We start from the raw sequence: 25,038 nt of genomic DNA, 5'->3' as shown, positions 1-25,038 counted from the left end.
ATAGTTCCCTAACCGAATGGCCGTATAACGGCACCTAGCCAATCTAGGGAAAGCATTATGAGATTTAAAGTTGCCGCCCTTCACTTCGCTGTCATCGTCTTCTCCCTGATTTTCTCGACTTTTGCCGAAGCACGGACGATCACTCTGGTCGGTTTCGGCGACAGCCTGATGGCAGGCTACCAGCTGCCGCCAGGCGAAGGCTTTCCTGAAAAGCTGCAGACTGCGTTGAAGGCCAATGGGATCGATGTCTCGATCACCAATGCCGGTGTCTCGGGTGACACGACCACGGGCGGACTTGCGCGAATCGACTGGTCCATTCCCGACGGAACCGACGGCGTGATTCTCGAACTCGGCGCCAATGATGCTCTTCGCGGCATCCCACCGGAGCAGAGTGAAAAAAATCTCGACCAGATGATAAGCCGGTTAAAGGAGCGCGGCATCGCGGTGCTGCTCGCCGGCATGATGGCGCCACCGAATATGGGTGCGGATTATGCCGAACGCTTCAACCCGATCTACCAGCAACTTGCGGAAAAACACGGAGTTGAACTCTATCCATTTTTCCTTGATGGCGTGGTCCTCGACGCCGGTCTGAAGCTCGATGATGGCATGCATCCCAATTCCAAGGGCGTGGATGTGATGGTGGAGAAAATGGCGCCTGCTGTCACAAAATTCGTCGACACGATTTCTTCTTTGAAGAAATAGGGGCTTGCACAGGTTTGTAATGCGTGATTCCGTGTGAGCACCTGCAAAAGATTCGGGGAGTGCTCGTTATGCCGAGACTGTTTACCGCCCTCGAAATTCCGCGCAATGCGGCGATGAGCCTATCATTGTTACGCGGTGGTCTTCCCGGAGCACGATGGATCGATGTGGAGAATTACCACATAACACTTCGCTTTATCGGCGACGTCGATGGACGCACGGCCGACGAAATCGTCGAGCGTCTCGATCGCATCGACCGGCCGGAATTTCAGCTCCGGCTCGAAGGCATCGGCTCCTTCGGCTCCAAGAAACCGCATTCGATCTGGGCGGGAGTTTCTCCCTCGCCAGAAATGTATGCCCTGCAGGGCGAGATCGAGCGGATCTGCCAGCGCATCGGCCTGCCACCGGATCCGCGCAAGTTCACGCCGCATGTCACGCTGGCCCGGCTGAAATATTCTCGCGTCGACGATGTCGTCCATTACCTTGCTGGCCGCGGCAACTTTCAGACCTCGACCTTCACTGTGCCGCGCTTCGTGCTTCTGTCGTCGCGCGAGTCGGTCGGCGGCGGACCCTACCTCACCGAGGAGGTCTTCCCGCTCCACGAGCCGCTAACGGCGCCGAGCCTTTCGACCAGTGTGCTGCAGCCACTGAAGAGCCTCGCGTAAACGAACTCGAAGTCTTCCCGATCGCCATAATAGGGATCGGGAATATCTTCGCCGGTGGCGAGCGCGAAATCGCCGAAGAGATGGATGTTGTTTGCGTGCGGCGCTCGCCGACGTAATTCCACGACATTCGAATAGTCCATGGCGAGGATCAGATCGAAATCGTCAAAATCTTCAGGCAATATCTTCCGCGCGCGCTGCCCGGCAATATCGATGCCATGGGCGCTTGCGGTGGCGATCGAGCGTCGGTCGGGCAGCTCTCCCTGATGCCAGCCGCCGAGACCAGCGGAATCGATGCGGAAGGCATCGCCAAGGCCAGCCTTGCTCGCAATATGGTCGAGTATTCCCTCGGCAAGCGGAGAGCGGCAGATATTGCCCATGCAAACAAAAAGGAGGCTGATACGTTTCATCTCCGAGCCTTGCGGAAGGATGAAAGGACCATGGCATGAAAATGGAAAAACTGGAAAGATCGGTAATCGACCAATTGCTGGGTGACCTCGATGGCTGGACGCTTGACGGTGCAGCAAGCTCGATTTCCAAAACATTCAAGTTCGCGAATTTTGTAGAAGCTTTCGGTTTTATGGCGGAATCGGCGCTTGCCGCCGAGAAGCTCAACCATCATCCGGAATGGTTCAATGTCTATTCCCGCGTTGAGGTGAAGCTCAACACGCATGATGCCGGCGGGTTGACGGAGCTGGATTTCAAATTCGCCAAGGCCATGGATAAGGCCGCAGCACGGCGGGTTGGTTGAAAGTCCGATTGAATCGGCTTCGGCCGTCACCATATGTTCGAAGCGACCACAAGGGATATCGGGATGGACGAGGTCAAGTACGGAGAAATCCTGTTGCCAGGCGACGAGGATACGCAGAGCCGCCGCGAGAAGACGGTCCGGGAGAAGTTCTGGCCGACATTTCGCCGTGCCGTGCGGCAGATTCCATTTTCTCGCGACGTGGTTGCTGGCTTCTATTGCGCCCTCGATCCGCAGACGCCCGTCCGGGTGCGCGGTGTCCTTCTGGCGGCCCTTGCCTATTTCGTCATGCCAGCCGACCTTATCCCGGATATCTTCGCGGTGATCGGCTTCTCTGACGATATCGCCGTGTTGTCGGCAGCTTTCGCCATGGTGAGAGGCAATATCCGGCCAAGCCACTACGAGGCTGCTGACCGTATTCTTGAAGACCGTTCCGAAGAGGGCATGAAGACGATCTAAAGCGTGTCGCGATCTTTCAGACTCACTTCTCGTGCTTTAGATCGGTGCTTTACGCAACGTCGTTATCACAAAGCACCCTTCGCGCGACATCCGCCTAGACCTCCTCCCGCTCCAACAAGCTTCTCAGCTTGCCGAAGGCGAGCCTGATACGCGACTTCACCGCGCCCAGCGGCAGACTGGCCGCGTCGGCGATTTCGGAATGCGATGGCCGAGGAAGAAGGCAGCCTGGAGCAGCGCCCACTGCTCCCCAAGCAATTGGCTGACGGCCTCGCGCACCTATGCGTCACGGTGATCGTTGGACCGGTTCCTCGGCCTCGCCCGACGTCATTTTCCGGCGCATCAGCCATGACATCAGGCGCGGTGCGAAATAGTCGAAGAGAATGGAGATGCGGCCTCATCGCGCTGTTCGGCGGCGGCCTTTGCGAGGGCGGCGAACGCTGTCTTTCCTCGGCATCCATGTCACTTCACGCACTCCCTACGACACAGATTTCGTCCTGAATTTCCGCACCTTAATCAGGAGCAACGGATTTGAGAAAGGTCAAACTCTTGCCTGAATCTTTGTGTCTTAAATTCACCCCAAGCGATGGCTCAGCCCATTGCGCGACAGAGCGTGTCACTCGCGCTGCTGTCGGGTTCGAAAGTTGACAGTCGGGCGAAAATGAAACAGGCAGATACAATTCGCAGCTATTGTTGACCATTTGGTAACCTGAATTAAGTCAAAATAAAGCAGATCGTGATTATGCGCCGCCCGCAATGATCGCTTCGGGCCTTGAACCGCAAGAACCGGCAGGAATTCCATGTTCGTAAAAAGTATCGTATCCGCTCTCGCCCTCACAGTTACTATGACCGGAGTGGCGGCAGCGCAGCAGGCGGCAGCAGCACCGACCCGCATCCAGCAGTTCCAGGCATGGGGCGCCTATTCCTACAAGTCCGGCGCCTCCACCGTCTGCTACGTGCTTTCGGTGCCGACTGCCAAGCAGCCGGCGAGCGTCGACCACGGCGACAATTTCTTCATCGTGTCGCAGCGCCCCGGCCAGAACATCTCCTACGAGCCGCAGGCGATGATGGGCTATTCGCTGCAGGAAAACTCCAAGGTGAATGTTGTCATCGATAACAAGACTTTCGTGATGTTCACCAAGGACAAGGCAGCCTGGGTTGAAAACGCCGCGCAGGAGCCGGCGCTCGTCGCTGCCATGAAGACCGGTCATTCGATGACCGTCAACGCGACGTCGCGCAAGGGTACCGGCACCTCCTACAGCTATTCGCTCTCAGGTATTTCGGCCGCACTGAAGCAGATCGAAAGCTGCAAGTAAGCTGATTGCTGCAGCAATGTTTGAAGGCCGGCCTTGCGCCGGCCTTCGTCGTTTCCATCTATGGGACACCTCCATCTCCTGACGCAGGTCTAGTGACGTGGAGGGAAAATGATGCTAAAGCGGCGCGCAACTGCGGAAGGATGGCGATTTCATCGCCGCTCCGCCCATTCATTTCTGCAATCATGCGTCATCGGCCCGTAAGTCTTCCGGCTTTCCGGGATAGTTGCCATGTTGAGTTCGGGATTAGAAGATTATGTCCGTTATGGATGCGATGACCGTTGCCAAGCCCGCCGGGCTGACGCCTCTCGGCACTGACCTTTCGCCCAAACCCTCGCTGATCGGACTGACGCGCGAGGAGATGGGTGCGGCGCTGCGCGAAAAGGGCGTGCCGGACAAGCAGATAAAGATGCGCGTCTCGCAGCTCTGGAACTGGATCTATGTGCGCGGCGTCTCCGACTTCGATCATATGACGAATGTCGCCAAGGACATGCGTGAAATGCTGAAGCAGCATTTTACCATTGCCCGGCCTGAAATCGTCGAAGAGCAGATTTCCAATGATGGCACGCGCAAGTGGCTGCTGCGGTTTCCGCCGCGCGGTGCCGGCCGGCCCGTCGAGATCGAGGCAGTCTATATTCCCGAAGAAGGCCGCGGAACGCTCTGCATTTCCAGCCAGGTCGGCTGCACGCTCACCTGTTCCTTCTGTCACACGGGCACCCAGCGCTTGGTGCGCAACCTGACTGCCGAGGAAATCCTCTCCCAGCTTCTGCTCGCGCGTGATCGGCTGGGCGACTTCCCGGACCGCGACGTGCCTGTCGGCGCCGTCGTGCCTTCCGAAGGCCGCAAGGTCAGCAACATCGTGATGATGGGCATGGGGGAGCCGCTCTATAATTTCGATGCGGTCAAGCAGGCGCTGTTGATCGCCACGGATGGCGACGGCCTGTCGCTGTCCAAGCGTCGCGTGACACTTTCCACCTCGGGCGTCGTGCCCGAAATCCTGCGCACCGGTGAAGAAATCGGCGTCATGCTGGCGATCTCGCTGCATGCCGTGCGCGACGACCTGCGCGATATTCTCGTGCCGATCAACAAGAAGTATCCGCTGAAGGAGCTGATCGAAGCCTGCCGGAACTATCCGGGGCTGTCGAACGCACGTCGTATCACCTTTGAATATGTGATGCTGAAGGACGTCAATGACAGCCTGGAAGACGCAAAGGGGCTGATCCAGCTTCTGAAGGGCGTACCGGCAAAGATCAACCTCATTCCCTTCAACCCGTGGCCGGGCACCAACTATCAGTGCTCCGACTGGGCACAGATCGAGAAATTCGCGGATTTCATCAATTCGGCAGGTTACGCTTCGCCTATCCGTACGCCGCGTGGCCGCGACATTCTGGCGGCCTGTGGTCAGCTCAAGTCGGAATCCGAGCGCATGCGCAAGACCGAACGTCTCGCCTTCGAGGCGATGATGATCGCCAATCACGGCGCTGACGACTGATCAGCAAGTTTGATCATCATTACAATTCTCCGCGATTGATTATCGGGGTTACTTTTCCTAAAAGTGCCTCAAAAATCATCCTGGAGGACACTCATGCGCTCAATTCTTCTGGCTTTTGCCGCAACTTTGGCTCTGACGCTGCCAGCGAAGGCCGATAACGTCACCGTCGCCGTAACCGCGATCGTCGAACATCCGGCGCTCGATGCGGCTCGCAACGGAGTGCGCGATGCGCTGGCTGCGGCCGGTTACAAGGAGGGCGAAAACCTCAAGTTCGTTTTCGAATCCGCGCAGGGCAATCCCGCAACGGCAGCGCAGATCGCCCGCCAGTTCGCCGGCGATGAGCCCAATGTCATCGTGCCGATTTCCACGCCGTCCGCCCAGGCCGTCGTTTCTGCGACACGCGATATTCCTGTTGTCTTCACCGCCGTATCTGATCCGCTCGGCGCGCAGCTCGTGAAGAACATGGACAAGCCTGGCGGCAATGTGACCGGCCTTTCCGACATGTCGCCGGTCGGCGAGCATATTGCGCTCATCAAGGAAATCCTGCCGAACGTGAAGACGATCGGCTACCTCTACAATTCCGGTGAGGCCAACTCGGTCTCGCTGCTGGCGGCGCTGAAGGCCGAAGCCGCGAAGGCCGGCGTCACCGTCGTTGAATCGGCTGCAACCAAGTCCGCTGAGGTACAGGGTGCCGCCCGTGCGCTCGTCGGCCGCGCCGATGCGATCTACATTCCAACCGACAACACGATCATCTCCGCGCTCGAAGGCGCCGTTGCCGTTGCCGAAGAAAGCAAGCTGCCGCTCTTCACGGCCGACACGGATTCCGTTTCGCGCGGCTCGATCGCAGCCCTCGGCTTCAACTACTATGATGTCGGCAAGCAGACGGGTGAAATCGTCGTGCGCGTGCTGAAGGGCGAGAACCCGGGTGATATTGCCGTCAAGACGGCAGCCGGCAGCGACCTCGTGATCAACAAGTCTGCTGCTGCCAAGATGGGCGTCACCCTGCCGCAGAGCGTGCTTTCGCGCGCCAACAAGGTCATTGAATAATCGACTGACCCATCAACTTATTCACATTCAGCCGCTCCCGTTTGCACGGGGGCGGCTGTTTATATTACAAGGCTCCGGTTTCGCGACGGGCGGAACGGAAACAAAAGGGGCAGAAAGCCTTGAGCCAAATCGCATTCTGGGGGGCCGTCGAGCTCGGCCTGGTCTATTCCTTCGTCGCTCTCGGCGTTTATCTTGCCTTTCGCGTCCTCGATTTTCCTGATCTGACGGTGGACGGTTCCTTTCCGCTCGGTGCTGCCGTGACTGCGGTGCTGATTATCGCCGGTGTCAACGCTTGGCTTGCGGCTCTGATTGCGATGGCGGCGGGTTCTGCGGCCGGCATGGTGACGGCGCTCCTCAATGTGCGCTTCAAGATCCTGAACCTGCTCGCCTCGATCCTGACGATGATCGCGCTCTTTTCCGTCAATCTACGCGTGATGGGCAAGCCGAATGTCGCGCTCATCAACGCAGATACAATGATCAGCCCCTTCTTCGGCCACGGGCTCAGGGATTTCTACGTGCGGCCGCTCTTCGTCGGCGTTCTGGTTGTCATTGCCGTCATCGTCGTCTGGCGCTTCCTTGAAAGCGATGCCGGACTTGCGATGCGCGCGACGGGCGCCAATGCCCGCATGGCTCGAGCCCAGGGTGTCGATACCAGCCGGCAGATTTATCTTGGCATGGCGATTTCCAATGCGTTGGTGGCGCTTGGCGGTGCACTCTTTGCGCAGACCAATGGTTTTGCTGACGTGACCTCGGGTGTCGGCACGATTGTCGTCGGACTTGCCGCCGTCATCATCGGTGAGACGCTTCTCGGCCGCCGCGGGCTGCTGATTGCGCTTGTCGGATGCGTGTTCGGTTCGATCATCTACCGTATCGCCATCCAGCTTGCGCTTTCGAGTGACGTGATCGGCCTGCAGGCTTCCGACCTCAATATCGTAACGGCGGTTCTCGTGACTGTCGCACTCATTCTTCCCCGCCTTCGCGGAGGTGCCACATCATGATCAGCGTCAAGGACATCAAAGTCGTCTTCGGGCGTGGCACGCCGCTGCAGAAGCAGGCGCTGAACGGCGTCAGCCTCACCATCGAGCAAGGTTCCTTCGTTACCGTCATCGGCTCCAACGGCGCCGGCAAATCGACATTGCTTGGCGTACTTGCCGGCGATGTCATGCCGAGCGAGGGCTCGGTACTGATCGGGAAGACCGACGTGACGCGCAAGTCGACGGCGAAGCGAGCCGGCATGGTTGCGCGCGTGTTTCAGGACCCGCTGACCGGAAGCTGCGGTGCACTGTCGATCGAGGAAAACCTCGCGCTGGCTGCCCGACGTGGTGAAAAGCGCGGGCTCGGCTCTGCGCTCGGCGGCAGCAGGCGCGGCTATTTCAAGGAGCGGCTCGCCGAACTCAATCTCGGGCTGGAAAACCGGCTGAAAGATCGCATGGACCTTTTGTCCGGCGGGCAGCGACAGGCTGTTTCGCTGGTCATGGCGACGCTTGCGGGTTCTGAAGTGTTGCTGCTCGACGAGCATACGGCAGCACTCGATCCGGGCATGGCCGAATTCGTCATGAACCTTACCCAGAAGATCGTGTCGGAGCGCAAGCTGACCACCATGATGGTCACCCACTCTATGCGCCAGGCGCTGGATTACGGTCACCGTACGATCATGCTGCATGGCGGCGAGATCGTTCTCGATGTCGCAGGCGATAACAGGAAGAACCTGCAGGTCGAAGATCTGATCGCCATGTTCCGCAAGATGCGCGGACAGACGCTTGATGACGATGCGCTGCTGATCGGTTGATTAAACTGTCGCGATCTTCAGGATTCGCGACACTTTCAAGCCTTTGCGCGTGCCGCCGCAAGCGACACGTCAGCGGGCTTGGGTTAGCAGGATCTTGGCAGCGAAGACCGAGAAAACGCCGGCGAAGGTATAATCCATTCCGCGCAGCACCTTCCTGTTGTTCTGCAGCCAGCTCGACAGCCAGTCGGCGGCCATGACGACGGTCGCATTGACCGGCATGCCGATCAGGATGAAGCAGACGCCGAGGAACAGCAGCTTGTGCGTGACTGCCGGATCGTTGGCGCTGACGAACTGCGGCAGGAAGGTCATGAAGAAGATGATGACCTTCGGGTTCAAGAGATTGACCCAGAAGCCCGAGGAAATGTTCGAAAAGATCGTGCCTTTCGGACCCTCGACCTTGGCGACCGTCAACTTCGAGCCGAAGCGGATTGCCTGAACGGCGAGCCAGAAGAGGTAGGCGGCGCCGCCGGTCTTTAGGATCAGGAAGGCGGTCGGCGAGGCGGTAATCAGCGCCGAGATGCCGAAGGCGACCAGCATCGTATGCACGACGATGCCGAGGCTGGTGCCGAGCACTACAAAGAGCGCAGCTTTCTTGCCCTGCGCGAGCGCGCGGCTGATCGACAGCGTCATGTCAGGGCCGGGGGTTGCTGCCAGCAGCAGCGTGGCGGCGGCAAAGGCGACAAGCGTCGGAAAGCTCGGCAGAAAATCCATGGTCTACTCTGAAAGCCGGAAAAGATCTGATGATCTCTTATCCGGCTTTCAGAAAATTACCAATCAAACCTTGTGATGGCGCCGTTTACTTCTGTTCGAGGAAGGCCTTGAACTTATCGGCATAGTCCTTGTGCCAGCGCGACAGTGGCGGCCGGTTCTCGATGATATCGCCCACCGCCCAGGCCATGCGGCGCTCGTCGACAGGGCGGGCGACGTCATTGTCAGGGCAGAGGATATAGAAATCGCCGCGCTCAAGGCTTTCGACCATGAAATCGACCGTCTGTTCCGGCGTCCATGCACCAGCGGGTTTTTCGCTGCGGTCGCCCTTGGTGAGGCCGGTGAAGACAAAACCAGGGATTAGCAGATGCGCGGAAATGCCTGCGCCCGCAGTGTTACGCAGTTCATGTTCGAGCGCCTCGGTGAAAACCTTCACGCCAGCTTTCGAGATATTGTAGGCGGGATTGCCGGGCGGTGTCGTGATGCCCTGCTTGGAGCCGGTATTGATGATGAGGCCGGGTTCGTTATGGGCGATCATGCCGGGACCGAAGACGCGTGTGCCGTTGATGACACCGAGGAGGTTGACGGCGAGAATATTGTCCCAGTTGGCCTGCGCGCTGAAGATCGAGGTTTCCGAGCCGATGCCGGCATTGTTCATCAGCACGTGTACGCGGCCGAACCGCTGGATGACAGCGCGCTCAAGGGCTTCGATTTGCTCTTTCTGCGATACATCTGTCTCGACGGCCATGACGTGTTCCTGGCCAGCGATGGCCTCAAGCTCGGCGCGGGCGTTTGCGAGCTTCTCGCCGCGGAGATCGGCAATGACGACGCTCATGCCGGCCCTGGCGAAATGCTTTGCGGCAGCAAGGCCGATACCGGAAGCACCGCCGGTGACGACGGCAACATTGGATTGCTTGAAAATGTCTTGAATATTCGTCACGGGACTGGCCTCTCCTCGGAGCATTGTTCGGACGATGCCGAATATGGGCTCTGCTTTTGCGCTGTCAAACCTTATCGAGATACCGTTGCCTGCCTCGTTGCCCTTGCTTCATGCGTCAATCTCGCTAAAAGTGCCGCGATACCGGGCCTTGCGGGTTTGCCGCCGGCCTTCATGTAACGGACCTCATCACCATGGCATCATACAAAGACGTGAAGAAAGTCGTGCTCGCCTATTCAGGCGGTCTCGATACCTCGATCATCCTGAAGTGGCTGCAGACCGAACTCGGCGCTGAAGTCGTCACCTTCACGGCCGATCTCGGCCAGGGTGAAGAGCTGGAGCCGGCGCGAAAGAAGGCCGAGATGCTCGGCATCAAGGAGATCTATATCGAGGACGTGCGCGAAGAATTCGTGCGCGATTTCGTCTTCCCGATGTTCCGCGCCAATGCCGTCTATGAGGGCGTCTACCTGCTCGGCACCTCGATTGCCCGGCCGCTGATTTCCAAGCATCTCATCGATATTGCCCGGAAAACCGGCGCGGATGCGATCGCCCACGGCGCGACCGGCAAGGGCAATGACCAGGTTCGTTTCGAGCTTTCGGCCTATGCGCTGAATCCTGATATCAAGATCATCGCTCCATGGCGCGACTGGTCCTTCAAGAGCCGTACCGACCTGCTCGAATTTGCGGAGAAACATCAGATCCCGGTCGCAAAGGACAAGAAGGGCGAAGCTCCTTTCTCTGTTGATGCCAACCTGCTGCACTCTTCTTCCGAGGGTAAGGTTCTGGAAGATCCGGCGCAGGAAGCGCCCGAATATGTGCATATGCGCACCATCTCGCCGGAAGCCGCTCCCGACAAGGCGACCATCATCAAGGTTGGTTTCCGGAAGGGTGATGCCGTCTCGATCAACGGTGTCGAGATGTCTCCGGCGACGCTGCTCGCAACACTCAACAATTACGGCCGCGACAATGGCATTGGTCGCCTCGATCTCGTCGAGAACCGTTTCGTCGGCATGAAGTCGCGCGGTGTCTATGAAACGCCTGGAGGCACGATCCTGCTTGCTGCGCATCGCGCCATCGAGTCGATCACCCTCGATCGTGGCGCAGCTCATCTGAAGGATGAGCTGATGCCGCGTTACGCCGAGCTCATCTATTACGGCTTCTGGTTCTCGCCGGAGCGCGAAATGCTGCAGGCTCTGATCGACAAGAGCCAAGAGCATGTCGAAGGCGAAGTGACGCTGAAACTCTACAAGGGCAATGTCATGGTCGTCGGCCGCGAGAGCGAAAAGTCACTCTATTCCGACAAGCTCGTCACCTTCGAAGACGATCAGGGCGCCTATGACCAGAAGGATGCCGCCGGCTTCATCAAGCTCAACGCGCTGCGTCTGCGCACGCTCGGCAAGCGTAACCTGAAGAAGTAAGCCGCCTCAGACCGATCCCGAAAAGCCTGCCGGCTCTGTCGCGCGGGCTTTTTCTTTGCCGTTGATGCACCGTCGACGGATGGCTTGACGGGGCAAGGGCATGGCATAAGCTGCAGTTGTCACCACCGGAGCCTTTTCATGCCGCAGTCCCTGCTTCTCGGCGCCTTTCTGGCGGCGCTTTTCTATGTGCTCATTCCCGGTCCGGCCTTCCTGCAGCTTCTCGGCATCGGTGCCGGGCAGGGGCGCAAGGCAGGCGCCTTTTTCATGATGGGCCATCTCGTCGGCGATCTCGTCTGGTCGGGACTGGCGCTGGTTGCGATTGTCGGCGCCCGAACGATCGGCACGTTTGTCTTCGATCTGCTCGGGCTTGCCTGCGGTTTCTATCTCGCCTGGATCGGCTGGAGCGCCGTCAACGCCAAGCCGAAGGCTAATGGGCAGGCGCTGCTCGTTGTGGAACGGCCGTTCCGGCGCGGACTGATTTTCGGTGTCACCAATCCAAAGGGCTATCCGGTGGCGCTCGCCACCTTCACGGCGCTAGTTGCGGGATCGGCAAATGCGCTCGATTTCGAGGCCCTGCCGATGCTGCTCAGCGTCTCCTTCGTCGGCTTCATCACCGCTGATATCATCCTGATCGGCATTATCGGCGCCGGTGTCGTGCGCCGTTTCTATCGCGCTCATGAGCGGTTGATCGTGCGCTGCTCGGGTGTGCTCTTTATGGGCTTTGCCGTGCAGGCGCTTTGGCACGCCACACCCGGCCTGCTTGGCTGGCGCAGGGCCTGATCAGGCCTCGCTGACAAGGAAACCGACGACCGATTTCAGCGTCTGAACCTCATTCGGATCGCCAATCGACATGGCTATCTGAAGCTGGTTCTTGTAATAATCCAGGAAGTTGAAGCTTGTGCCATCAGTGACATTAGACAGATCAATGACGTTGCCGCGTGGATCGATAGCATGCATGGGCAACGGCTCGGATATTGCGGCAAATGTATTCTGGTCGATCAAGCCGCTGTCGAGCCTTTGGCGCGCATAGCTGCGCAATTCACCCGCACTCACGGCTGTGAAATCGATCGCCTGGCGGTTATCAAAATCTTCGATCTGGAACGAGCCCTGGGCGACGGTCGGCTTGGGCTCGACGGTAATATCAGCGGTCTTCGAACTTTTTGCGTTATTGTTCGTATTATTTTTGAATAGCAAACTCTGAGAAGACCGCAGGGAAAAAATTTCCATGCGCATGTCCTCTTACCTGAAGATCAAGGGGAAAGTAGCGTCCCGGGCCGATTCGCGTCAATCGTTAACGATTGGTTAATTTTTATGTATCAATTCTTGCCCACAAGATTTAGCGGGACGGGCAAAAGTCCGAGTCAGCCACATATCAATTCTGTGACCGCCTCCCTATATTATCAATTCACTTGCCGGCATAAAGGACTATCACATGTCTTCTTCTCCCTCCCAATTTAATCAGGCACTTGTCAACTGGAATGGCCTTCACGGTTTGCCGCGTTTTGACGCTGTGGCCGACGATGATTTCGCCGCTGCCTTCGAGGCGGCGCTTGCCTCGCACGAAAAAGAGATCGATGAGATCGCCGGGAGTAAGGAAGAGCCGACCTTCGACAATACGGTTGTGGCGCTCGAAATCGCCGGCGATGCGCTCTCGCGCGTTTCCGCTCTCTTCTGGAACCGGGCGGGTGCCCACACCAACGATGTCATTCAGGCGCTGGAGCGGGAGATCTCGCCGAAGATGTCGCGGCATTATTCAAAGATCGGCATGAATGCCGATCTCTTCAGACGCATCGATGCGCTCTGGGAGAAGCGGGAGAGTCTCGGCCTGACCGTGGAGCAAACACGCGTGCTGGAGCGACACTGGAAAGGTTTTGTCAAATCGGGCGCCAAGCTGCCGAAGACCGAGCAGGAGAAACTCGCCTCGATCAATGAAAAGCTCGCCGGCCTCAGCACGAGCTTCGGGCAGAACGTACTCGCGGACGAGAAAAACTGGTCGCTGATCCTCTCAAGCGAAGACGAACTTGGCGGCATTCCCGATTTCCTGCGTGACGCTATGGCGGCGGCTGCCCGTGAACGTGGCGAGGACGGTAAATATGCTGTGACCCTGTCGCGCTCCATCATCGAGCCCTTCCTGACTTTCTCGGAAAGGCGCGATCTTCGCGAACAAGCCTTCAAGGCCTGGGTGGCGCGTGGTGAAAATGCCGGCGAGACCGATAACCGCGGGATCATTCGTGAGACGCTTGCCCTGCGCGATGAAGTGGCGAAGCTCCTTGGATACGAGAATTTTGCGGAATTGAAGCTCGACAATACGATGGCAAAGACGCCCGAAGCCGTTAACGGCTTGTTGCGGGCCGTCTGGGCTAGGGCGGTGAAGCGTGCCCATGAGGAAGAAGCTGATATTGCCGGGTTGATCGCGGCCGAGGGCAAGAACCATGAGGTCATGCCTTGGGACTGGCGCCATTATGCCGAGAAAATCCGGGCGCAACGGTTCAATTTCTCAGAAGCGGAACTGAAGCCCTATCTGCAGCTCGAAAAGATCATCGATGCCTGCTTCGACGTCGCCGGCCGGTTGTTCGGCATTCGCGCCGTCGAGAAGAAGGGGATTGCCGCCTATCATCCCGATGTCCGGGTCTTCGAGATCCGCGACCGGGATGACAGGCTGGTTGGGCTCTTCCTCGGTGATTACTTCGCCCGCAGCTCGAAACGTTCGGGCGCCTGGATGAGCTCGTTCCAGTCACAGCACAAGCTGGCGCTGAAGAACGGCCATCAGGGCGAGCTGCCGATCATCTACAATGTCTGCAACTTCGCAAAGCCTGCGGAAGGCAAGCCGGCGCTGCTTTCGCTCGACGATGCGCGCACGTTGTTCCATGAATTCGGCCACGCACTGCATGGCATGCTGTCCAATGTCACCTATCCTTCGGTGTCTGGCACGGGCGTCTCGCGCGATTTCGTGGAGCTGCCGTCGCAGCTTTACGAGCACTGGCTGACGGTTCCCGCGATCCTTAAGGAATATGCCGTGCATTTCGAGACTGGAGAGCCGATGCCGCAGGCGCTGCTCGACAAGGTGCTTGCCGCCCGCACCTTCAATTCCGGCTTCAACACGGTGGAGTTCACCTCCTCGGCGCTGGTCGACATGGCTTTCCATACGCGCGACAAGGTGGATGATCCGATGGCGGTGCAGGCCGAGGTGCTCTCGGAGATCGGCATGCCGAAATCGATCGTCATGCGCCACGCAGCGCCGCATTTCCAGCATATCTTCTCTGGCGGCTATTCGGCCGGCTACTATTCCTACATGTGGTCGGAAGTGCTGGATGCCGATGCCTTTGCCGCCTTCGAAGAGACGGGCGACGCCTTCAACGGCGAAATGGCGAAGAAGCTTCGCGACAATATCTACTCCATCGGCGGCTCCGTTGACCCGGAAGATGCCTACAAGGCTTTCCGCGGCAAGCTGCCGAGCCCGGATGCGATGCTCGTCAAAAAGGGGCTTGCGACCTTCGAGGAATTGACAGGCAGCGACGCTTAAGACAGTTTGAGGACATAGAGCAAAGCGGCATGGTGGCAGCCACGCCGCAGCTTTCGCGTGCCACCCCCTTTCGCAATCGCGAAAAAAACGGTAAGAGCGCGCCACACATAAATGGCGCGTCCACTTGGCGTAGCGCCCCAGCCTCAGAGATTATGACATATGGCACTTCGCAACATCGCGATCATCGCGCACGTTGACCATGGCAAAACAACCCTCGTCGACGAGCTTCTGAAGCAGTCCGGCTCGTTTCGCGAGAACCAGCGCGTCATGGAGCGCGTGATGGACTCCAACGACATCGAAAAAGAGCGCGGCATCACGATTCTTGCCAAGGCGACCTCGATCGAGTGGAAAGACACGCGCATCAACATCGTCGACACGCCCGGCCACGCCGATTTCGGCGGTGAAGTCGAGCGCATTCTCTCGATGGTGGACGGCGCGATCGTTCTGGTCGACGCTGCTGAAGGCCCGATGCCGCAGACGAAGTTCGTTGTCGGCAAGGCGCTCAAGGTTGGCCTTCGTCCGATCGTTGCAATCAACAAGATCGACCGTCCGGACGCTCGCGCCGAAGAAGTCGTCAATGAAGTCTTCGACCTGTTTGCCGCTCTCGACGCAACCGACGAACAGCTCGACTTCCCGATCCTTTACGGTTCCGGTCGCGCCGGCTGGATGAACTTCGACCCGGCAGGCCCGACCGATGAAGGCCTCGCACCCCTGCTCGACCTCGTCGTCAAGCACGTGCCCGAGCCGAAGATCGAAGAAGGCCCGTTCCGCATGATCGGCACGATCCTTGAAGCCAACAACTTCCTTGGCCGCATCATCACCGGCCGTATTGCTTCCGGCTCGATCAAGCCGAACCAGGCCGTCAAGGTTCTCGGCCAGGACGGCAAGCTCATCGAGCAAGGCCGTATCTCCAAGATCCTCGCCTTCCGCGGTATCGAGCGCCAGCCGATCGAAGAGGCCCATGCAGGTGATATCGTCGCGATCGCCGGCCTCTCGAAGGGCACCGTAGCCGATACGTTCTGCGATCCATCTGTCACCGAAGCGCTGAAGGCTCAGCCGATCGATCCGCCGACCGTTACAATGTCCTTCATCGTCAATGACTCGCCGCTTGCGGGCACCGAAGGCGACAAGGTCACCAGCCGCGTCATCCGGGACCGTTTGTTCAAGGAAGCCGAAGGCAACGTTGCGCTGAAGATCGAAGAAAGCGCTGACAAGGATTCATTCTTCGTCTCCGGCCGCGGCGAACTTCAGCTCGCGGTTCTCATCGAAAACATGCGCCGTGAAGGCTTCGAGCTTGCTGTTTCGCGTCCGCGCGTCGTCATGCACAAGGATGATGCCGGTCAGCTTCTGGAGCCGATCGAAGAAGTCCTGATCGACGTGGATGAAGAACATTCCGGCGTCGTCGTTCAGAAGATGTCCGAGCGAAAGGCCGAAATGGTCGAGCTGCGTCCGTCGGGCGGCAACCGCGTTCGTCTCGTCTTCTACGCGCCGACCCGCGGCCTCATCGGCTACCAGTCGGAACTGCTGACGGATACGCGGGGCACGGCGATCATGAATCGCCTGTTCCATAGCTACCAGCCGTACAAGGGTGAGATCGGCGGCCGTGTGAACGGCGTGCTGCTCGCAAACGAAGCCGGCGAAGCCGTTGCCTATGCACTGTTCAACCTGGAAGACCGCGGCCCGATGATTATCGAGGCCGGCGAGAAGGTCTATATGGGCATGATTATCGGCATCCACACGCGCGACAACGACCTCGAGGTCAACGTGCTGAAGGGCAAGAAGCTGACCAATATCCGTGCTGCCGGCAAGGATGAAGCCGTGAAGCTGACTCCGCCGATCCGCATGACCCTGGAACGGGCTCTCTCCTGGATTCAAGAGGACGAGCTGGTCGAAGTGACGCCGAAGTCCATCCGCCTGCGCAAGATGTATCTCGACGCCAACGACCGCAAACGTTTCGAAAAGTCGAAGGCCTCTCTCTAAGAGCCTTGGATACCTGGTTTAGAACCCCGGCTTTCGCGCCGGGGTTTTTTATTGTGCGCCGCGCCGATTCCGGCTTGTGACAATCGTTAAAAAAGCGTTAAAATTTCTCTGTCGTCCACATATCAAGTCTGTGGGCAATCGATCACGATGCGGCTGCCGCATATGGTTAATCGCCTCCGACAGGACCAGAGTAAGCGTTATGAAGACGTTGTCGATCGATGTCCGGCGGGCCGAACCGCATGATGCCCGAGCCATTTCGGAAGCCCATCGGCTTTCCTGGCAGCATACTTATGCGGGCATCATTCCGCATCGCGCTCTGACCCAGATGATCGAACGCCGCGGAGAAAATTGGTGGCGCAAGGCGACACGCGGTCCTGCGACCTTGCTCGTTCTGGATGTCGCAGGAACGGTCGCAGGCTATGCGACTCTTGGGCTTAATCGCGCCCGTGCATTGCCGCAAGAAGGCGAAATCTACGAGCTTTACCTGCGCCCGGAATATCAGGGCATCGGCCTCGGCAAGCTGCTTTTCGGCGAAGCTCGGCGGCTTCTGAAGTCGCTTGGCTGCAACGGGATGGTCGTCTGGTGTCTGGAAGAAAACGAGACCGCCGCCAACTTCTATCGTGATCACGGCGGGATCGATTTCTGCGAAGGTATGGAAAATTTCGATCATAAGCAGATTAAAAAGATCGGCTTCGTTTGGAACTGATTGCAAGCGCCGAAGGTGCTGCATCTTTCATTAGAGAAATTATATATTCTAGCGCCTCGCGTATTAAGCATCGCTTGCGAGGCATGTTGCGTTGCGAGATGAAACCGATTAACTGGCTTCGAGCAATTCAACCTCGCGGGAGTTTCCTATGCGCATCGACGCCGTTTCAATCGGTAAGAATCCACCAGAAGACGTCAACGTTATCGTCGAGGTGCCGGTCGGCGGTCATCCGATCAAGTATGAAATGGACAAGGAAGCCGGCACGCTGGTTGTTGACCGTTTCCTCTACACACCGATGACCTATCCGGGTAACTACGGCTTCGTACCGCACACGCTTTCCGAAGATGGCGACCCGATCGACGTTCTGATCGCCAGCACCCGCCCGCTCGTTCCAGGCTGCGTCATCAACGTTCGTCCGATCGGCGTTCTGAAGATGGAAGACAATTCGGGCAAGGATGAGAAGATCATTGCCGTCCCGTCGCCGAAGCTGACGTTGCGCTACGAGAAGGTCAAGGATTATACCGACCTTCCGGAAATCACGCTGAAGCAGATCGAACACTTCTTCGAGCACTACAAGGATCTGGAGCCCGGCAAGTGGGTGAAGATCTACGGCTGGGGCGATTCCAAGGAAGCCGGCGCGCTCATCCTGGAAGCGATCGCGCGGGCCAAGAAGGAAAAAGCCTGATCTTCAGGCTGAGAGAGCTTCGAGCTTTCTGATCAAATCCTCCGGGTCGCCATCGATCCGGAGGATTTTATTACGCGACGTGTCGCCAGAGATGAGCTCGACGGAGGACTTGGCGATGCCGAGCGACTTGGCGATGAGTGCAATGAGCGCCTTGTTGGCTTTTCCCTTTTCCGGAGCGGCGGTCACGCGCGCCTTTAGCAGCATTCCGCCTTCGCCATCGGATTCGATACCGTCAATGGCATCCCGCCCGCCGTTCGGCGTCAGGCGGACAGCGAGCCGGATATGATCGTCAAATTTCTTCCATGTGCCGGTCAATAAAGGAGGACGCCGAAAGCCGGCGCTATGGTCGTCTTGATGAGAGAGCTGATGAAGAAGATGATCAGCAGAACGATAATCGGTGAGATATCGATGCCACCAAGATTAGGAAGAACGCGGCGTATCGGACGCAGAACTGGTTCGGTGAGGTTGTAGAGGAACGTGCCGATCTGGTTGACGAACTGATTATGGGAGTTGATCACGTTGAATGCGTAGAGCCAGGAGAAGATGGCGCTTCCGATCAATATCCAAGTATAAATATTTAATGCCAAAAGGATGGTTTGAAATAGGGCTGTCATCTCCGGCTCCAATTCGTTGTTGACAGACATGTAGACATTGGCGACTAAACGGGCAAGTGCTGTGCGCCGATGCACGGTGAATCATGTTTAACGGCCGCTTTTGCATGGCTTTGGCGCCCGTTTCCTCGGAAAAGCTTCATGTCGCTTTCGTCCACTGGAGATCGTTTTGCCGCGTTCCGGCATCCGTCCTACACGCGTTTTTTCTTCGCGCGGTTCCTGCTCTCCTTCTCGCAGCAGATCGTCAGCGTCGCCGTGGGCTGGCAGATGTATGACCAGACCGGTAGTGCCATCTATCTTGGTCTGATCGGGCTTGTGCAGTTCCTTCCGTCTCTGGTGCTGATCCTTGTCACCGGCTCGGTGGCCGATCGGCATAATCGACGCGCCATCGCTTCGATCTGCTCACTCGTCAGTGCGCTCTGCACGCTGGCGCTCCTGGGGATGACGATCACTGGCAGCTTTTCACCGATACCAGTCTTCGTCGTGCTGCTGATCTTCGGCATCGAGCGCGCCTTCATGGCGCCGGCTGTGCAGTCTCTTGCTCCGAATCTGGTGCCGGAAAAGGATCTCTCCAACGCAATCGCCTGGAATTCGTCTTCCTGGCAGTTGGCGGCCATCACCGGTCCCGTGCTCGGCGGTCTGCTCTATGGTGTTAGCGCTTCGACGGCCTATTGGGTTGCCGTCATCTTCTCCGCGCTTGGTGCGATCCTGCTCTACATGATTCCCAAGCCACCACAAAAGACGACAGGCGAGGCAAAGAACTGGGACATGATCCTCGGTGGTTTTCGCTACATAAGAGAGGAGAAGGTGGTGCTCGGAGCCATTTCACTCGACCTCTTCGCCGTCCTCCTCGGCGGTGCAACGGCGCTGATGCCGATCTTTGCGCGCGATATCCTGACCCTCGGGCCGTGGGGCCTCGGCCTGCTGCGATCGGCCCCTGGCGTCGGCGCCATCATCATGGCAATTTTCCTTGCCGCTTATCCGCTGAAGCATAAGGCCGGGATGTACATGTTCGTCGGTGTAGCCATCTTTGGCCTCGGTACAATTGTCTTCGGCCTGTCGACGAATACCGAAGTCTCCATTGCCGCACTCGCCATCATGGGCGCTGCGGACATGATCTCCGTCTACGTTCGTGAAAGCCTGATCGCGCTCTGGACGCCGGATCATCTGCGTGGCCGCGTCAACGCGGTCAACACGGTCTTCGTCGGCGCTTCCAACGAGCTCGGGGAATTCCGCGCGGGCACCATGGCTTCGGTTTTTGGCGCCGTCCCTGCCGTCATCATCGGTGGGATTGGCACGCTCGCCGTTGCCGCAATCTGGGCAATCGGATTCCCGAAACTGCGGAAGATCGATACGCTTGCCGCGCCTATGCGAGAAGTGGCGTAACGGCGGCCGTCTTGCCTTCGAAGACGATATCCAGGAAATCGTCGAGCCAGGCTCTGAGCGGCGCATCGAACAGCATCCGGCCTTCCAGATGCTCGCGCCCCTGCTGCGCATTCGGCAGAATGAAGCGGTGCGCCCCGTGGACAACCCAGCGGTGCATCATCACCCTTGTCAGTTCCGCATGGAACTGCAGACCCCAGGCGTTGTCGTCATAGCGGAAAGCCTGATTGGGATAGGCATCGCCGGATGCCAGCAGCTCGGCGCCATGCGGCAGTTCAAATCCCTCGCGGTGGAAGTGATAGACCATTTTCGGCCAGTGCATCAGCAATCGCCCCCTTTCTGTCGGATGCAGCGGGTACCAGCCGATCTCTGTCGACCCATCGCAATTAGCTGCAACCTTGCTGCCAAGCTGGCGGGCCAACATCTGTGCGCCGAGGCAGATGCCGAGATAGGGCCGGTTTTCCTTGAGCGGTACTTTCAGCCAGTCGATCTCCGTCTTAACGAATTCGTCGGGATCGTTGGCGCTCATTGGGCCGCCGAAAATCACTGCGCCTGCATGGCCGTCGAGCGTAGAGGGCAAGGCGTCGCCGAGTACCGGGCGGCGAATATCGAGATCGTAGCCCTTCTTGATGAGAAGCTGGCCGACTCGACCGGGGCTGGAGCGCTCCTGATGAAGAATGATGAGGATAGGGCGCCTGTCGCGCCTTATGCTTCTCTCAGTCAGCGTCATCCTGAACCACCCGTGCGTCCGTAACCCTTGCGGCCGCCTCCTGCCGCTTCTGAATACGCTCACGGGAAGAAACGCCCAGGAGATCGGCAATCCGCCAGATCACGTGGTCTTCCATTTCGCTGCGCTCGCCATCGGCATAGACGATATCCCAGAGAATACCGATGAGTTCCAGACGCTGTTCGGTATTGAGATGTCTCTTAAGATCAGAAGTGAAGCGGAAATAATCAACCGCCGAACTCTCGGCCTCCTGTCCCGCGGCCATCAGGGCATCGAGCTGTTTGCCGTCGAGTGCATATTGCTCCTTCAGGAGCTTGCGCAACCGCTTCTTCTCGCTGACCTTGATCTGGCCGTCGGCCTCCATGACCTGCATACAGAGCGCGGCAACCGCGATGCGCGGGTCATCCGGGGCGAAGCCTGATCTCGGGCGATCGGCGGTCAGATTCTGGAAGAATGCCTGAAATCGTTCAAACATGCGTTTTTTCGTTCCATTTCAGAAAAGGCGGAGCCGTGTCTTGGGTTCCGGTTCCACCTTGGGGTCTCGGACACCGGGATCATCCGGAAGGCCACCAAAGAAGGGTTTGGGTTCAGGCATGGGAGGGGTCGGCCGGGAAATGGACGGTTCGGCAGCTTTTGCCGGTGCGGGCGGCGGGCTCGCCGGGCGTACAGATTCGGCAATCGTCGCGGCACGTTCCAGCTCGATGATGCGGTGGTCGTTGACCACGCTTTCCGGGCGGGTTTCACGCAGCGGCGGCAGGGTTTTCAACGCGGTCTCGATAGCGGCCGTCGACCCTTCTTCGACAGGGCCCTCAAGCTGGCCAAAGGGTGCCTTCCATTCGAAGGCGTCGAGACGACCAGTCACCGGCGAAACCGGCAGCCATTTGTCGGAAACAAAACCATCGGCGACCCAAGAGGGATCGCGCGGCGCCTTCAGTGCCTGTGCCAGCCAATGGCGCACGCGGCCCTGATCTCCCGTCTCGGCCTCTTCGATATCCGCCAGCAGAAGGAAGGCTGCTTCCCGCGGTTCGATGCGGGCGGCGGCTTCGGCCTTGGCGCGGGCCTTAGCAAATTCCTGCGCATCGAGTGCCGCCTGGGCGACGACGAGAAGAGACTCAACGTTGTTCGGCCGCATGCTTTCCAGCCGCTCGGCGCGCTTTAGTCGATCGAGGGTGGAATCGCCGCTGCGGGCGCGGACATAGACGCGACCGATTTCGGGATGCGGCTTTGCCTTCCATGTCTGTTCGAGAATGGATGCGGCCTTGCGTATACCGCCTTCGCGGAAAAGCGCCTTGGCAGCGATGAGGGCGGCGGGCACGAAATCGGCCGACAATTTCAGCGCCTGCTGGGCATCGTCGCGGGCGCCGGAAGGGTCGCTTTCGAGCTTGTCATCGGCACGAGCGGTAAGAAGCACGGCATGCAGGCGATTGGCTTCGGCCTTTTCGACAACCTTGGCAGCCTTCTGTTGTTCCAGCAAGCGGATGGCGTCGTCCCAGCGACCGGACTGGCTGCGATATTCCAGCGTCGCCTGTGCTGCCCAAGGCAGGTAGGGGGCGTTGTCGGCCGCCTTTTCTGCATATTGGCGGGCGGCCTCGTTGGCACCGAGGCGTTTTGCCTCCAGGTAGAGACCGCGCAGACCGAGCTCACGCGTTTCCGGGTCGTTGGCCATCGCCTCGAACTTGGAGCGTGCCTCGGCGTAGCGGCCCTCGATAAGTGCCGCCTGCGCTTCCAGAAGATTAATCAGCGGCTCCTGATCTGCGCGAATGAGGCCGCGCGAGCGCGCCGCCATCTTGCGAGCGAGCAGCGCATTGCCTGCACCGGCAGCGATGAGGCCGGTCGACAGTGCCTGATAACCGCGGTCACGTTTGCGGGCGCGGAAATAGCGGGTCACCGAATGCGGCGAAGTCCAGACCAAGCGGACGAACCACCATGCCAGCATGACGGCTGCGACCAGCGCGATGATGGCACTCGCCGCAACGATCAGCTTGGTCTGATAAATCTGGCCTTCCCAGATCAGCGACAGATCGCCTGGACGATCGGCAAGCCAGGAGAAACCGTAGGCGAGGACGAGGACCAGGAGCGCGAAGATAACCAGGCGGACCATACTCATCCTTCCTTGCCGGTGCCGGAAACGGCCTTGGAGAGGGCACCGCCGACGAGATCCTCGACGCGGATGCGGGCCTCGAGCGACTGTTTGAACGCAGCGGAAGCCTGCTTGGCGACGGCAGGCAGGCTGTTCCACTCGGTTGCCGCACCGGGCAGATCGCCGTTCTTCACCTTGTCCTCCATGCGTGCGGCGATTGCTTCAACGCTTTCGCCTTCAACATTGCCGACGGGGCGGACTGACACGAGCGATTTGGCGCTCGACATAAGGCGGTCCGACCAGCTCTGATTGGGATCGGGCTGGTTGACGGATGCGACGATGGCGGTGGCGACATCGGGAACCTGACGGATCAGTTCGGCGCGCGAGGGCACACCGGTTTCGGCAAAGCTGCGCAGATCGGTTGCGGCCGGATCATCCGGCGCCACGCCGGCAAACGTATCGAGTTCGGCGATGAAGGGACCGCCGCGGTCGATTGCGGCCTTCAAGGCAGCAGCAGCGATGGCGCGGGCGACGGCCACATCCTCACGCGGTTCGTTCAGTTTCTTTTCGGCTTCGGCGAGACGGTTGGAAATATCGGCGCCGCTGGAGGCTTGCTGCTCGGTGGTTTGCGCAAGGCTCGTCTTCAGCTGATCGATCTCAGCAGTCAGATCTGCAATCTTCTGGTTGAGTGCCTCGACATCGGCAGAGCCGGTCGATGCGCCGGACGCCGGTGTCTGAGGGGCCGCTTCGAGAGCCGCGACACGCTTCTCGAGGGCGCTGTTATCGGCGGCCGACGGCGGATTGGCGGCAAGGCTTGCGAGCGATTGTTTGAGGCTTTCGATCTCGCCCGAGAGCTCGGCCATTTCGGCAGAGTTCGTCGGCGGAGGGGAGGAGCCAGGCAGATAACCGGCATATTGAATCGCCCCGGCTCCGAGGAGGGCGACAAGGCCGCCGAAGATGCCGGCGGCAATCAGGCCCGACGTGACTGCGCCCTTCTGTGGCGGAGGCGGCTGTACCGGTTGCGATGGCAGGGGCTCTTTTGCGGGAGGCTCTTCCTGTGCACCGGCGGCACGCTCGCTCTCATGTTCGGACAGCGGCTCCCCCCCTGATTCCGCTGCGGCTACGGTTTCGGCAACAGAGGTATCGTCGGACGTCTGTGCACCTTCTTCGGCAGGCTTTTCACGGTCAGTCGCCAAGGCGAAGTCCTGCGTGTCCAGGTCGATCGTGACCGGTTCATCGGAGCTCTTCGAGTGGCGTGGCGGATTTCCCGATACCATGAGGTCCTCATTATCCTGCATTGCAACGAAACTAGACAGGGATGGCAATTAAGGGAAGAGGTTAGATCAAATTTGGGCGGCTAAAGCCTTCAAAGCAGCGACAAAAGGCTTTTTTCATCCGGCATTGGCGAGATCTCCAGGGCTCCCTCCAAAACCGGTGGGACAGCTTCCGCAACGGTGTTGCTGAGGCAAATGAGACGGATTTTCGGCAGCTGCAGCAAAAGGGACTCTACCTGCGGGATATGAAAGAAATTTCCGGCCGTCTGGCGCGAGTAAAAAAGAACCGCTTCCGGCGCATTTTCTGTCAGGAGCAGTGCAACGGCCCCGGGATCGGGAGTAACGGGTTCCATCTGGTAACATTCGGTAATCGAGAAGTTCCGCCCGAGCTCCGTCAGCCGCATTTCGAAGGTCTCTGCGCGCGGACTGCCGGCGAGATAGAGAAGCCCGTCGGCATTGTTGGCCGCAATCAGCTCCGCCAGTTCGCGACCACTGCCCGACGACGCCGTGACAGAATGGAACCCCAGCTCGCGGGCCTGGTCGGCCGTTGCTTCGCCGACGGCAAAGAGACTGCGAGAAAGATGAGGCGTTAGAGCCTGGCCCAGGGACTGCAAGGCCCGCACTGCTTCGGCGCTCGTAATGGCGATCGCCCCACCGGTCGTTTCCAGAGCCTGCCGAGCGGCGGCGGTGTCGTGGACGGGACGGCTGAGCGGCAGCAACAGTGGCTCGTGGCCCAGCGCGCGCAAACGTTGAGCGGTTCGCTCGCCCGAATGTGCAGGGCGGGTGACGAGCACGCGCAT

The 25,038-nt window shown here is 58.9% G+C and carries 27 protein-coding genes and 1 pseudogene; 16 read left to right on the top strand and 12 right to left on the bottom strand.

Annotated elements, in window-relative coordinates:
- Positions 1-57 precede the first annotated feature (57 nt).
- Both EV281_RS20750 and thpR read left to right on the top strand, forming a co-directional pair.
- Entirely contained in the window at positions 58-702 is a 645-nt protein-coding gene (locus tag EV281_RS20750) for an arylesterase (protein ID WP_132655782.1), read from the top strand.
- 68 nt (positions 703-770) lie between these two features.
- Positions 771-1,364: an RNA 2',3'-cyclic phosphodiesterase gene (gene thpR, locus EV281_RS20745; protein WP_132655780.1), complete on the top strand. Its 594-nt coding sequence runs from the start codon at positions 771-773 to the stop codon at positions 1,362-1,364.
- On the opposite strand, the gene EV281_RS20740 is transcribed toward thpR, so the two are convergent.
- On the bottom strand, positions 1,271-1,771 hold the full coding sequence (locus EV281_RS20740) for a low molecular weight protein-tyrosine-phosphatase (protein WP_132655778.1): 501 nt from the start codon (positions 1,769-1,771) through the stop codon (positions 1,271-1,273). The two genes, thpR and EV281_RS20740, sit on opposite strands and share 94 nt — an antisense overlap.
- 35 nt (positions 1,772-1,806) lie before the next feature.
- On the opposite strand from EV281_RS20740, the gene EV281_RS20735 reads away from it, so the two are divergent.
- Both EV281_RS20735 and EV281_RS20730 read left to right on the top strand, forming a co-directional pair.
- Positions 1,807-2,112, top strand: a complete 306-nt coding sequence (locus tag EV281_RS20735) for a 4a-hydroxytetrahydrobiopterin dehydratase (RefSeq protein ID WP_132655776.1) — start codon at positions 1,807-1,809, stop codon at positions 2,110-2,112.
- 63 nt (positions 2,113-2,175) lie between these two features.
- The gene (locus EV281_RS20730; RefSeq protein WP_132655774.1) at positions 2,176-2,568 is read left to right on the top strand and encodes a YkvA family protein; all 393 of its coding nucleotides are present in this window, start codon (positions 2,176-2,178) and stop codon (positions 2,566-2,568) included.
- A gap of 94 nt (positions 2,569-2,662) precedes the next feature.
- Here the strand turns inward: EV281_RS20730 and EV281_RS31750 are convergent.
- Positions 2,663-3,026, bottom strand: a pseudogene (locus EV281_RS31750) (sigma factor-like helix-turn-helix DNA-binding protein).
- Between the two features lie 339 nt (positions 3,027-3,365).
- Between EV281_RS31750 and EV281_RS20715 the strand changes: the two are divergent.
- From EV281_RS20715 to EV281_RS20695, 5 genes are all read left to right on the top strand, one after another.
- Complete coding sequence (locus tag EV281_RS20715; protein ID WP_132655770.1) at positions 3,366-3,881, top strand: invasion associated locus B family protein; 516 nt, start codon at positions 3,366-3,368, stop codon at positions 3,879-3,881.
- Between the two features lie 253 nt (positions 3,882-4,134).
- Positions 4,135-5,370, top strand: coding sequence for a 23S rRNA (adenine(2503)-C(2))-methyltransferase RlmN (gene rlmN / locus EV281_RS20710; protein ID WP_132655768.1), 1,236 nt, complete (start codon positions 4,135-4,137; stop codon positions 5,368-5,370).
- 93 nt (positions 5,371-5,463) lie between these two features.
- Positions 5,464-6,417, top strand: a complete 954-nt coding sequence (locus EV281_RS20705) for an ABC transporter substrate-binding protein (protein WP_132655766.1) — start codon at positions 5,464-5,466, stop codon at positions 6,415-6,417.
- 119 nt (positions 6,418-6,536) lie between these two features.
- Positions 6,537-7,415 (top strand): ABC transporter permease, encoded by an 879-nt coding sequence (locus tag EV281_RS20700; RefSeq protein WP_132655764.1) that lies wholly within the window; start codon positions 6,537-6,539, stop codon positions 7,413-7,415.
- Positions 7,412-8,206, top strand: coding sequence for an ABC transporter ATP-binding protein (locus EV281_RS20695; protein ID WP_132655762.1), 795 nt, complete (start codon positions 7,412-7,414; stop codon positions 8,204-8,206). The genes EV281_RS20700 and EV281_RS20695 overlap by 4 nt, the downstream gene beginning before the upstream one ends.
- Before the next feature lie 69 nt (positions 8,207-8,275).
- Here EV281_RS20695 and EV281_RS20690 read toward each other — a convergent pair whose 3' ends face one another.
- Both EV281_RS20690 and EV281_RS20685 read right to left on the bottom strand, forming a co-directional pair.
- The gene (locus tag EV281_RS20690) at positions 8,276-8,917 is read right to left on the bottom strand and encodes a LysE family translocator (protein ID WP_132655760.1); all 642 of its coding nucleotides are present in this window, start codon (positions 8,915-8,917) and stop codon (positions 8,276-8,278) included.
- An 85-nt stretch (positions 8,918-9,002) separates the two neighbouring features.
- Positions 9,003-9,854 (bottom strand): SDR family NAD(P)-dependent oxidoreductase, encoded by an 852-nt coding sequence (locus tag EV281_RS20685; protein WP_132655758.1) that lies wholly within the window; start codon positions 9,852-9,854, stop codon positions 9,003-9,005.
- Positions 9,855-10,045: 191 nt separating this feature from the next.
- Here EV281_RS20685 and EV281_RS20680 point away from each other — a divergent pair, with 191 nt between their 5' ends.
- Together EV281_RS20680 and EV281_RS20675 are read left to right on the top strand one after the other, a co-directional pair.
- Positions 10,046-11,269: an argininosuccinate synthase gene (locus EV281_RS20680; RefSeq protein WP_132655756.1), complete on the top strand. Its 1,224-nt coding sequence runs from the start codon at positions 10,046-10,048 to the stop codon at positions 11,267-11,269.
- Positions 11,270-11,407: 138 nt separating this feature from the next.
- The gene (locus EV281_RS20675; protein WP_132655754.1) at positions 11,408-12,049 is read left to right on the top strand and encodes a LysE family translocator; all 642 of its coding nucleotides are present in this window, start codon (positions 11,408-11,410) and stop codon (positions 12,047-12,049) included.
- Here the strand turns inward: EV281_RS20675 and EV281_RS20670 are convergent, their stop codons facing one another.
- Positions 12,050-12,496 (bottom strand): hypothetical protein, encoded by a 447-nt coding sequence (locus tag EV281_RS20670; protein ID WP_132655752.1) that lies wholly within the window; start codon positions 12,494-12,496, stop codon positions 12,050-12,052.
- 205 nt (positions 12,497-12,701) lie between these two features.
- Between EV281_RS20670 and EV281_RS20665 the strand changes: the two genes are divergently transcribed.
- The 4 genes from EV281_RS20665 to ppa all read left to right on the top strand — a co-directional run bounded on the left by EV281_RS20665 (position 12,702) and on the right by ppa (position 18,163).
- Positions 12,702-14,792: a M3 family metallopeptidase gene (locus tag EV281_RS20665; RefSeq protein ID WP_132655750.1), complete on the top strand. Its 2,091-nt coding sequence runs from the start codon at positions 12,702-12,704 to the stop codon at positions 14,790-14,792.
- Positions 14,793-14,951: 159 nt separating this feature from the next.
- Entirely contained in the window at positions 14,952-16,772 is a 1,821-nt protein-coding gene (typA, locus tag EV281_RS20660; RefSeq protein WP_132655748.1) for a translational GTPase TypA, read from the top strand.
- A 199-nt stretch (positions 16,773-16,971) separates the two neighbouring features.
- Positions 16,972-17,478 (top strand): GNAT family N-acetyltransferase, encoded by a 507-nt coding sequence (locus EV281_RS20655; protein ID WP_132655746.1) that lies wholly within the window; start codon positions 16,972-16,974, stop codon positions 17,476-17,478.
- 148 nt (positions 17,479-17,626) lie between these two features.
- Positions 17,627-18,163: an inorganic diphosphatase gene (gene ppa / locus EV281_RS20650; protein WP_132655744.1), complete on the top strand. Its 537-nt coding sequence runs from the start codon at positions 17,627-17,629 to the stop codon at positions 18,161-18,163.
- Positions 18,164-18,166: 3 nt separating this feature from the next.
- Here the strand turns inward: ppa and EV281_RS20645 are convergent, their stop codons facing one another.
- Both EV281_RS20645 and EV281_RS20640 read right to left on the bottom strand, forming a co-directional pair.
- Entirely contained in the window at positions 18,167-18,478 is a 312-nt protein-coding gene (locus EV281_RS20645; RefSeq protein WP_132655742.1) for a DUF167 domain-containing protein, read from the bottom strand.
- Positions 18,475-18,807, bottom strand: a complete 333-nt coding sequence (locus EV281_RS20640; protein ID WP_132656293.1) for a YggT family protein — start codon at positions 18,805-18,807, stop codon at positions 18,475-18,477. The genes EV281_RS20645 and EV281_RS20640 overlap by 4 nt, the downstream gene beginning before the upstream one ends.
- 108 nt (positions 18,808-18,915) lie before the next feature.
- Here EV281_RS20640 and EV281_RS20635 point away from each other — a divergent pair, with 108 nt between their 5' ends.
- The gene (locus tag EV281_RS20635; RefSeq protein WP_132655740.1) at positions 18,916-20,160 is read left to right on the top strand and encodes an MFS transporter; all 1,245 of its coding nucleotides are present in this window, start codon (positions 18,916-18,918) and stop codon (positions 20,158-20,160) included.
- Here EV281_RS20635 and EV281_RS20630 read toward each other — a convergent pair.
- The 5 genes from EV281_RS20630 to EV281_RS20610 all read right to left on the bottom strand — a co-directional run bounded on the left by EV281_RS20630 (position 20,141) and on the right by EV281_RS20610 (position 25,038).
- Positions 20,141-20,887, bottom strand: coding sequence for a glutamine amidotransferase (locus tag EV281_RS20630; protein ID WP_132655738.1), 747 nt, complete (start codon positions 20,885-20,887; stop codon positions 20,141-20,143). The genes EV281_RS20635 and EV281_RS20630 overlap by 20 nt on opposite strands.
- Positions 20,874-21,359, bottom strand: coding sequence for a TerB family tellurite resistance protein (locus EV281_RS20625; protein ID WP_132655737.1), 486 nt, complete (start codon positions 21,357-21,359; stop codon positions 20,874-20,876). The genes EV281_RS20630 and EV281_RS20625 overlap by 14 nt, the downstream gene beginning before the upstream one ends.
- 18 nt (positions 21,360-21,377) lie before the next feature.
- Entirely contained in the window at positions 21,378-22,985 is a 1,608-nt protein-coding gene (locus tag EV281_RS20620; RefSeq protein ID WP_132655736.1) for a heme biosynthesis protein HemY, read from the bottom strand.
- A gap of 2 nt (positions 22,986-22,987) precedes the next feature.
- On the bottom strand, positions 22,988-24,262 hold the full coding sequence (locus tag EV281_RS20615; RefSeq protein ID WP_184327705.1) for a mitofilin family membrane protein: 1,275 nt from the start codon (positions 24,260-24,262) through the stop codon (positions 22,988-22,990).
- Between the two features lie 68 nt (positions 24,263-24,330).
- Complete coding sequence (locus EV281_RS20610) at positions 24,331-25,038, bottom strand: uroporphyrinogen-III synthase (protein WP_132655732.1); 708 nt, start codon at positions 25,036-25,038, stop codon at positions 24,331-24,333.

Source organism: Rhizobium sp. BK418 (genome assembly GCF_004341105.1).
GTDB lineage: Bacteria > Pseudomonadota > Alphaproteobacteria > Rhizobiales > Rhizobiaceae > Rhizobium.
The sequence above is the reverse complement of the archived record's forward strand: the minus strand, read 5'-3'. Positions and strand labels throughout refer to the sequence as shown.

What these genes read in the sequence shown, in the direction of transcription:
- EV281_RS20735 (WP_132655776.1), top strand. Translation starts at nt 1,807, where the DNA reads ATGAAAATGGAAAAACTGGAAAGATCGGTAATCGACCAATTGCTGGGT.
- thpR (WP_132655780.1), top strand. Translation starts at nt 771, where the DNA reads ATGCCGAGACTGTTTACCGCCCTCGAAATTCCGCGCAATGCGGCGATG.
- EV281_RS20625 (WP_132655737.1), bottom strand. Translation starts at nt 21,359, where the DNA reads ATGTTTGAACGATTTCAGGCATTCTTCCAGAATCTGACCGCCGATCGC.
- EV281_RS20630 (WP_132655738.1), bottom strand. Translation starts at nt 20,887, where the DNA reads ATGACGCTGACTGAGAGAAGCATAAGGCGCGACAGGCGCCCTATCCTC.
- EV281_RS20675 (WP_132655754.1), top strand. Translation starts at nt 11,408, where the DNA reads ATGCCGCAGTCCCTGCTTCTCGGCGCCTTTCTGGCGGCGCTTTTCTAT.
- EV281_RS20740 (WP_132655778.1), bottom strand. Translation starts at nt 1,771, where the DNA reads ATGAAACGTATCAGCCTCCTTTTTGTTTGCATGGGCAATATCTGCCGC.
- EV281_RS20635 (WP_132655740.1), top strand. Translation starts at nt 18,916, where the DNA reads ATGTCGCTTTCGTCCACTGGAGATCGTTTTGCCGCGTTCCGGCATCCG.
- EV281_RS20655 (WP_132655746.1), top strand. Translation starts at nt 16,972, where the DNA reads ATGAAGACGTTGTCGATCGATGTCCGGCGGGCCGAACCGCATGATGCC.
- ppa (WP_132655744.1), top strand. Translation starts at nt 17,627, where the DNA reads ATGCGCATCGACGCCGTTTCAATCGGTAAGAATCCACCAGAAGACGTC.
- EV281_RS20705 (WP_132655766.1), top strand. Translation starts at nt 5,464, where the DNA reads ATGCGCTCAATTCTTCTGGCTTTTGCCGCAACTTTGGCTCTGACGCTG.
- EV281_RS20670 (WP_132655752.1), bottom strand. Translation starts at nt 12,496, where the DNA reads ATGGAAATTTTTTCCCTGCGGTCTTCTCAGAGTTTGCTATTCAAAAAT.
- EV281_RS20640 (WP_132656293.1), bottom strand. Translation starts at nt 18,807, where the DNA reads ATGTCTGTCAACAACGAATTGGAGCCGGAGATGACAGCCCTATTTCAA.
- EV281_RS20695 (WP_132655762.1), top strand. Translation starts at nt 7,412, where the DNA reads ATGATCAGCGTCAAGGACATCAAAGTCGTCTTCGGGCGTGGCACGCCG.
- EV281_RS20665 (WP_132655750.1), top strand. Translation starts at nt 12,702, where the DNA reads ATGTCTTCTTCTCCCTCCCAATTTAATCAGGCACTTGTCAACTGGAAT.
- EV281_RS20750 (WP_132655782.1), top strand. Translation starts at nt 58, where the DNA reads ATGAGATTTAAAGTTGCCGCCCTTCACTTCGCTGTCATCGTCTTCTCC.
- EV281_RS20680 (WP_132655756.1), top strand. Translation starts at nt 10,046, where the DNA reads ATGGCATCATACAAAGACGTGAAGAAAGTCGTGCTCGCCTATTCAGGC.
- rlmN (WP_132655768.1), top strand. Translation starts at nt 4,135, where the DNA reads ATGTCCGTTATGGATGCGATGACCGTTGCCAAGCCCGCCGGGCTGACG.
- typA (WP_132655748.1), top strand. Translation starts at nt 14,952, where the DNA reads ATGGCACTTCGCAACATCGCGATCATCGCGCACGTTGACCATGGCAAA.
- EV281_RS20730 (WP_132655774.1), top strand. Translation starts at nt 2,176, where the DNA reads ATGGACGAGGTCAAGTACGGAGAAATCCTGTTGCCAGGCGACGAGGAT.
- EV281_RS20620 (WP_132655736.1), bottom strand. Translation starts at nt 22,985, where the DNA reads ATGGTCCGCCTGGTTATCTTCGCGCTCCTGGTCCTCGTCCTCGCCTAC.
- EV281_RS20690 (WP_132655760.1), bottom strand. Translation starts at nt 8,917, where the DNA reads ATGGATTTTCTGCCGAGCTTTCCGACGCTTGTCGCCTTTGCCGCCGCC.
- EV281_RS20610 (WP_132655732.1), bottom strand. Translation starts at nt 25,038, where the DNA reads ATGCGCGTGCTCGTCACCCGCCCTGCACATTCGGGCGAGCGAACCGCT.
- EV281_RS20715 (WP_132655770.1), top strand. Translation starts at nt 3,366, where the DNA reads ATGTTCGTAAAAAGTATCGTATCCGCTCTCGCCCTCACAGTTACTATG.
- EV281_RS20615 (WP_184327705.1), bottom strand. Translation starts at nt 24,262, where the DNA reads ATGCAGGATAATGAGGACCTCATGGTATCGGGAAATCCGCCACGCCAC.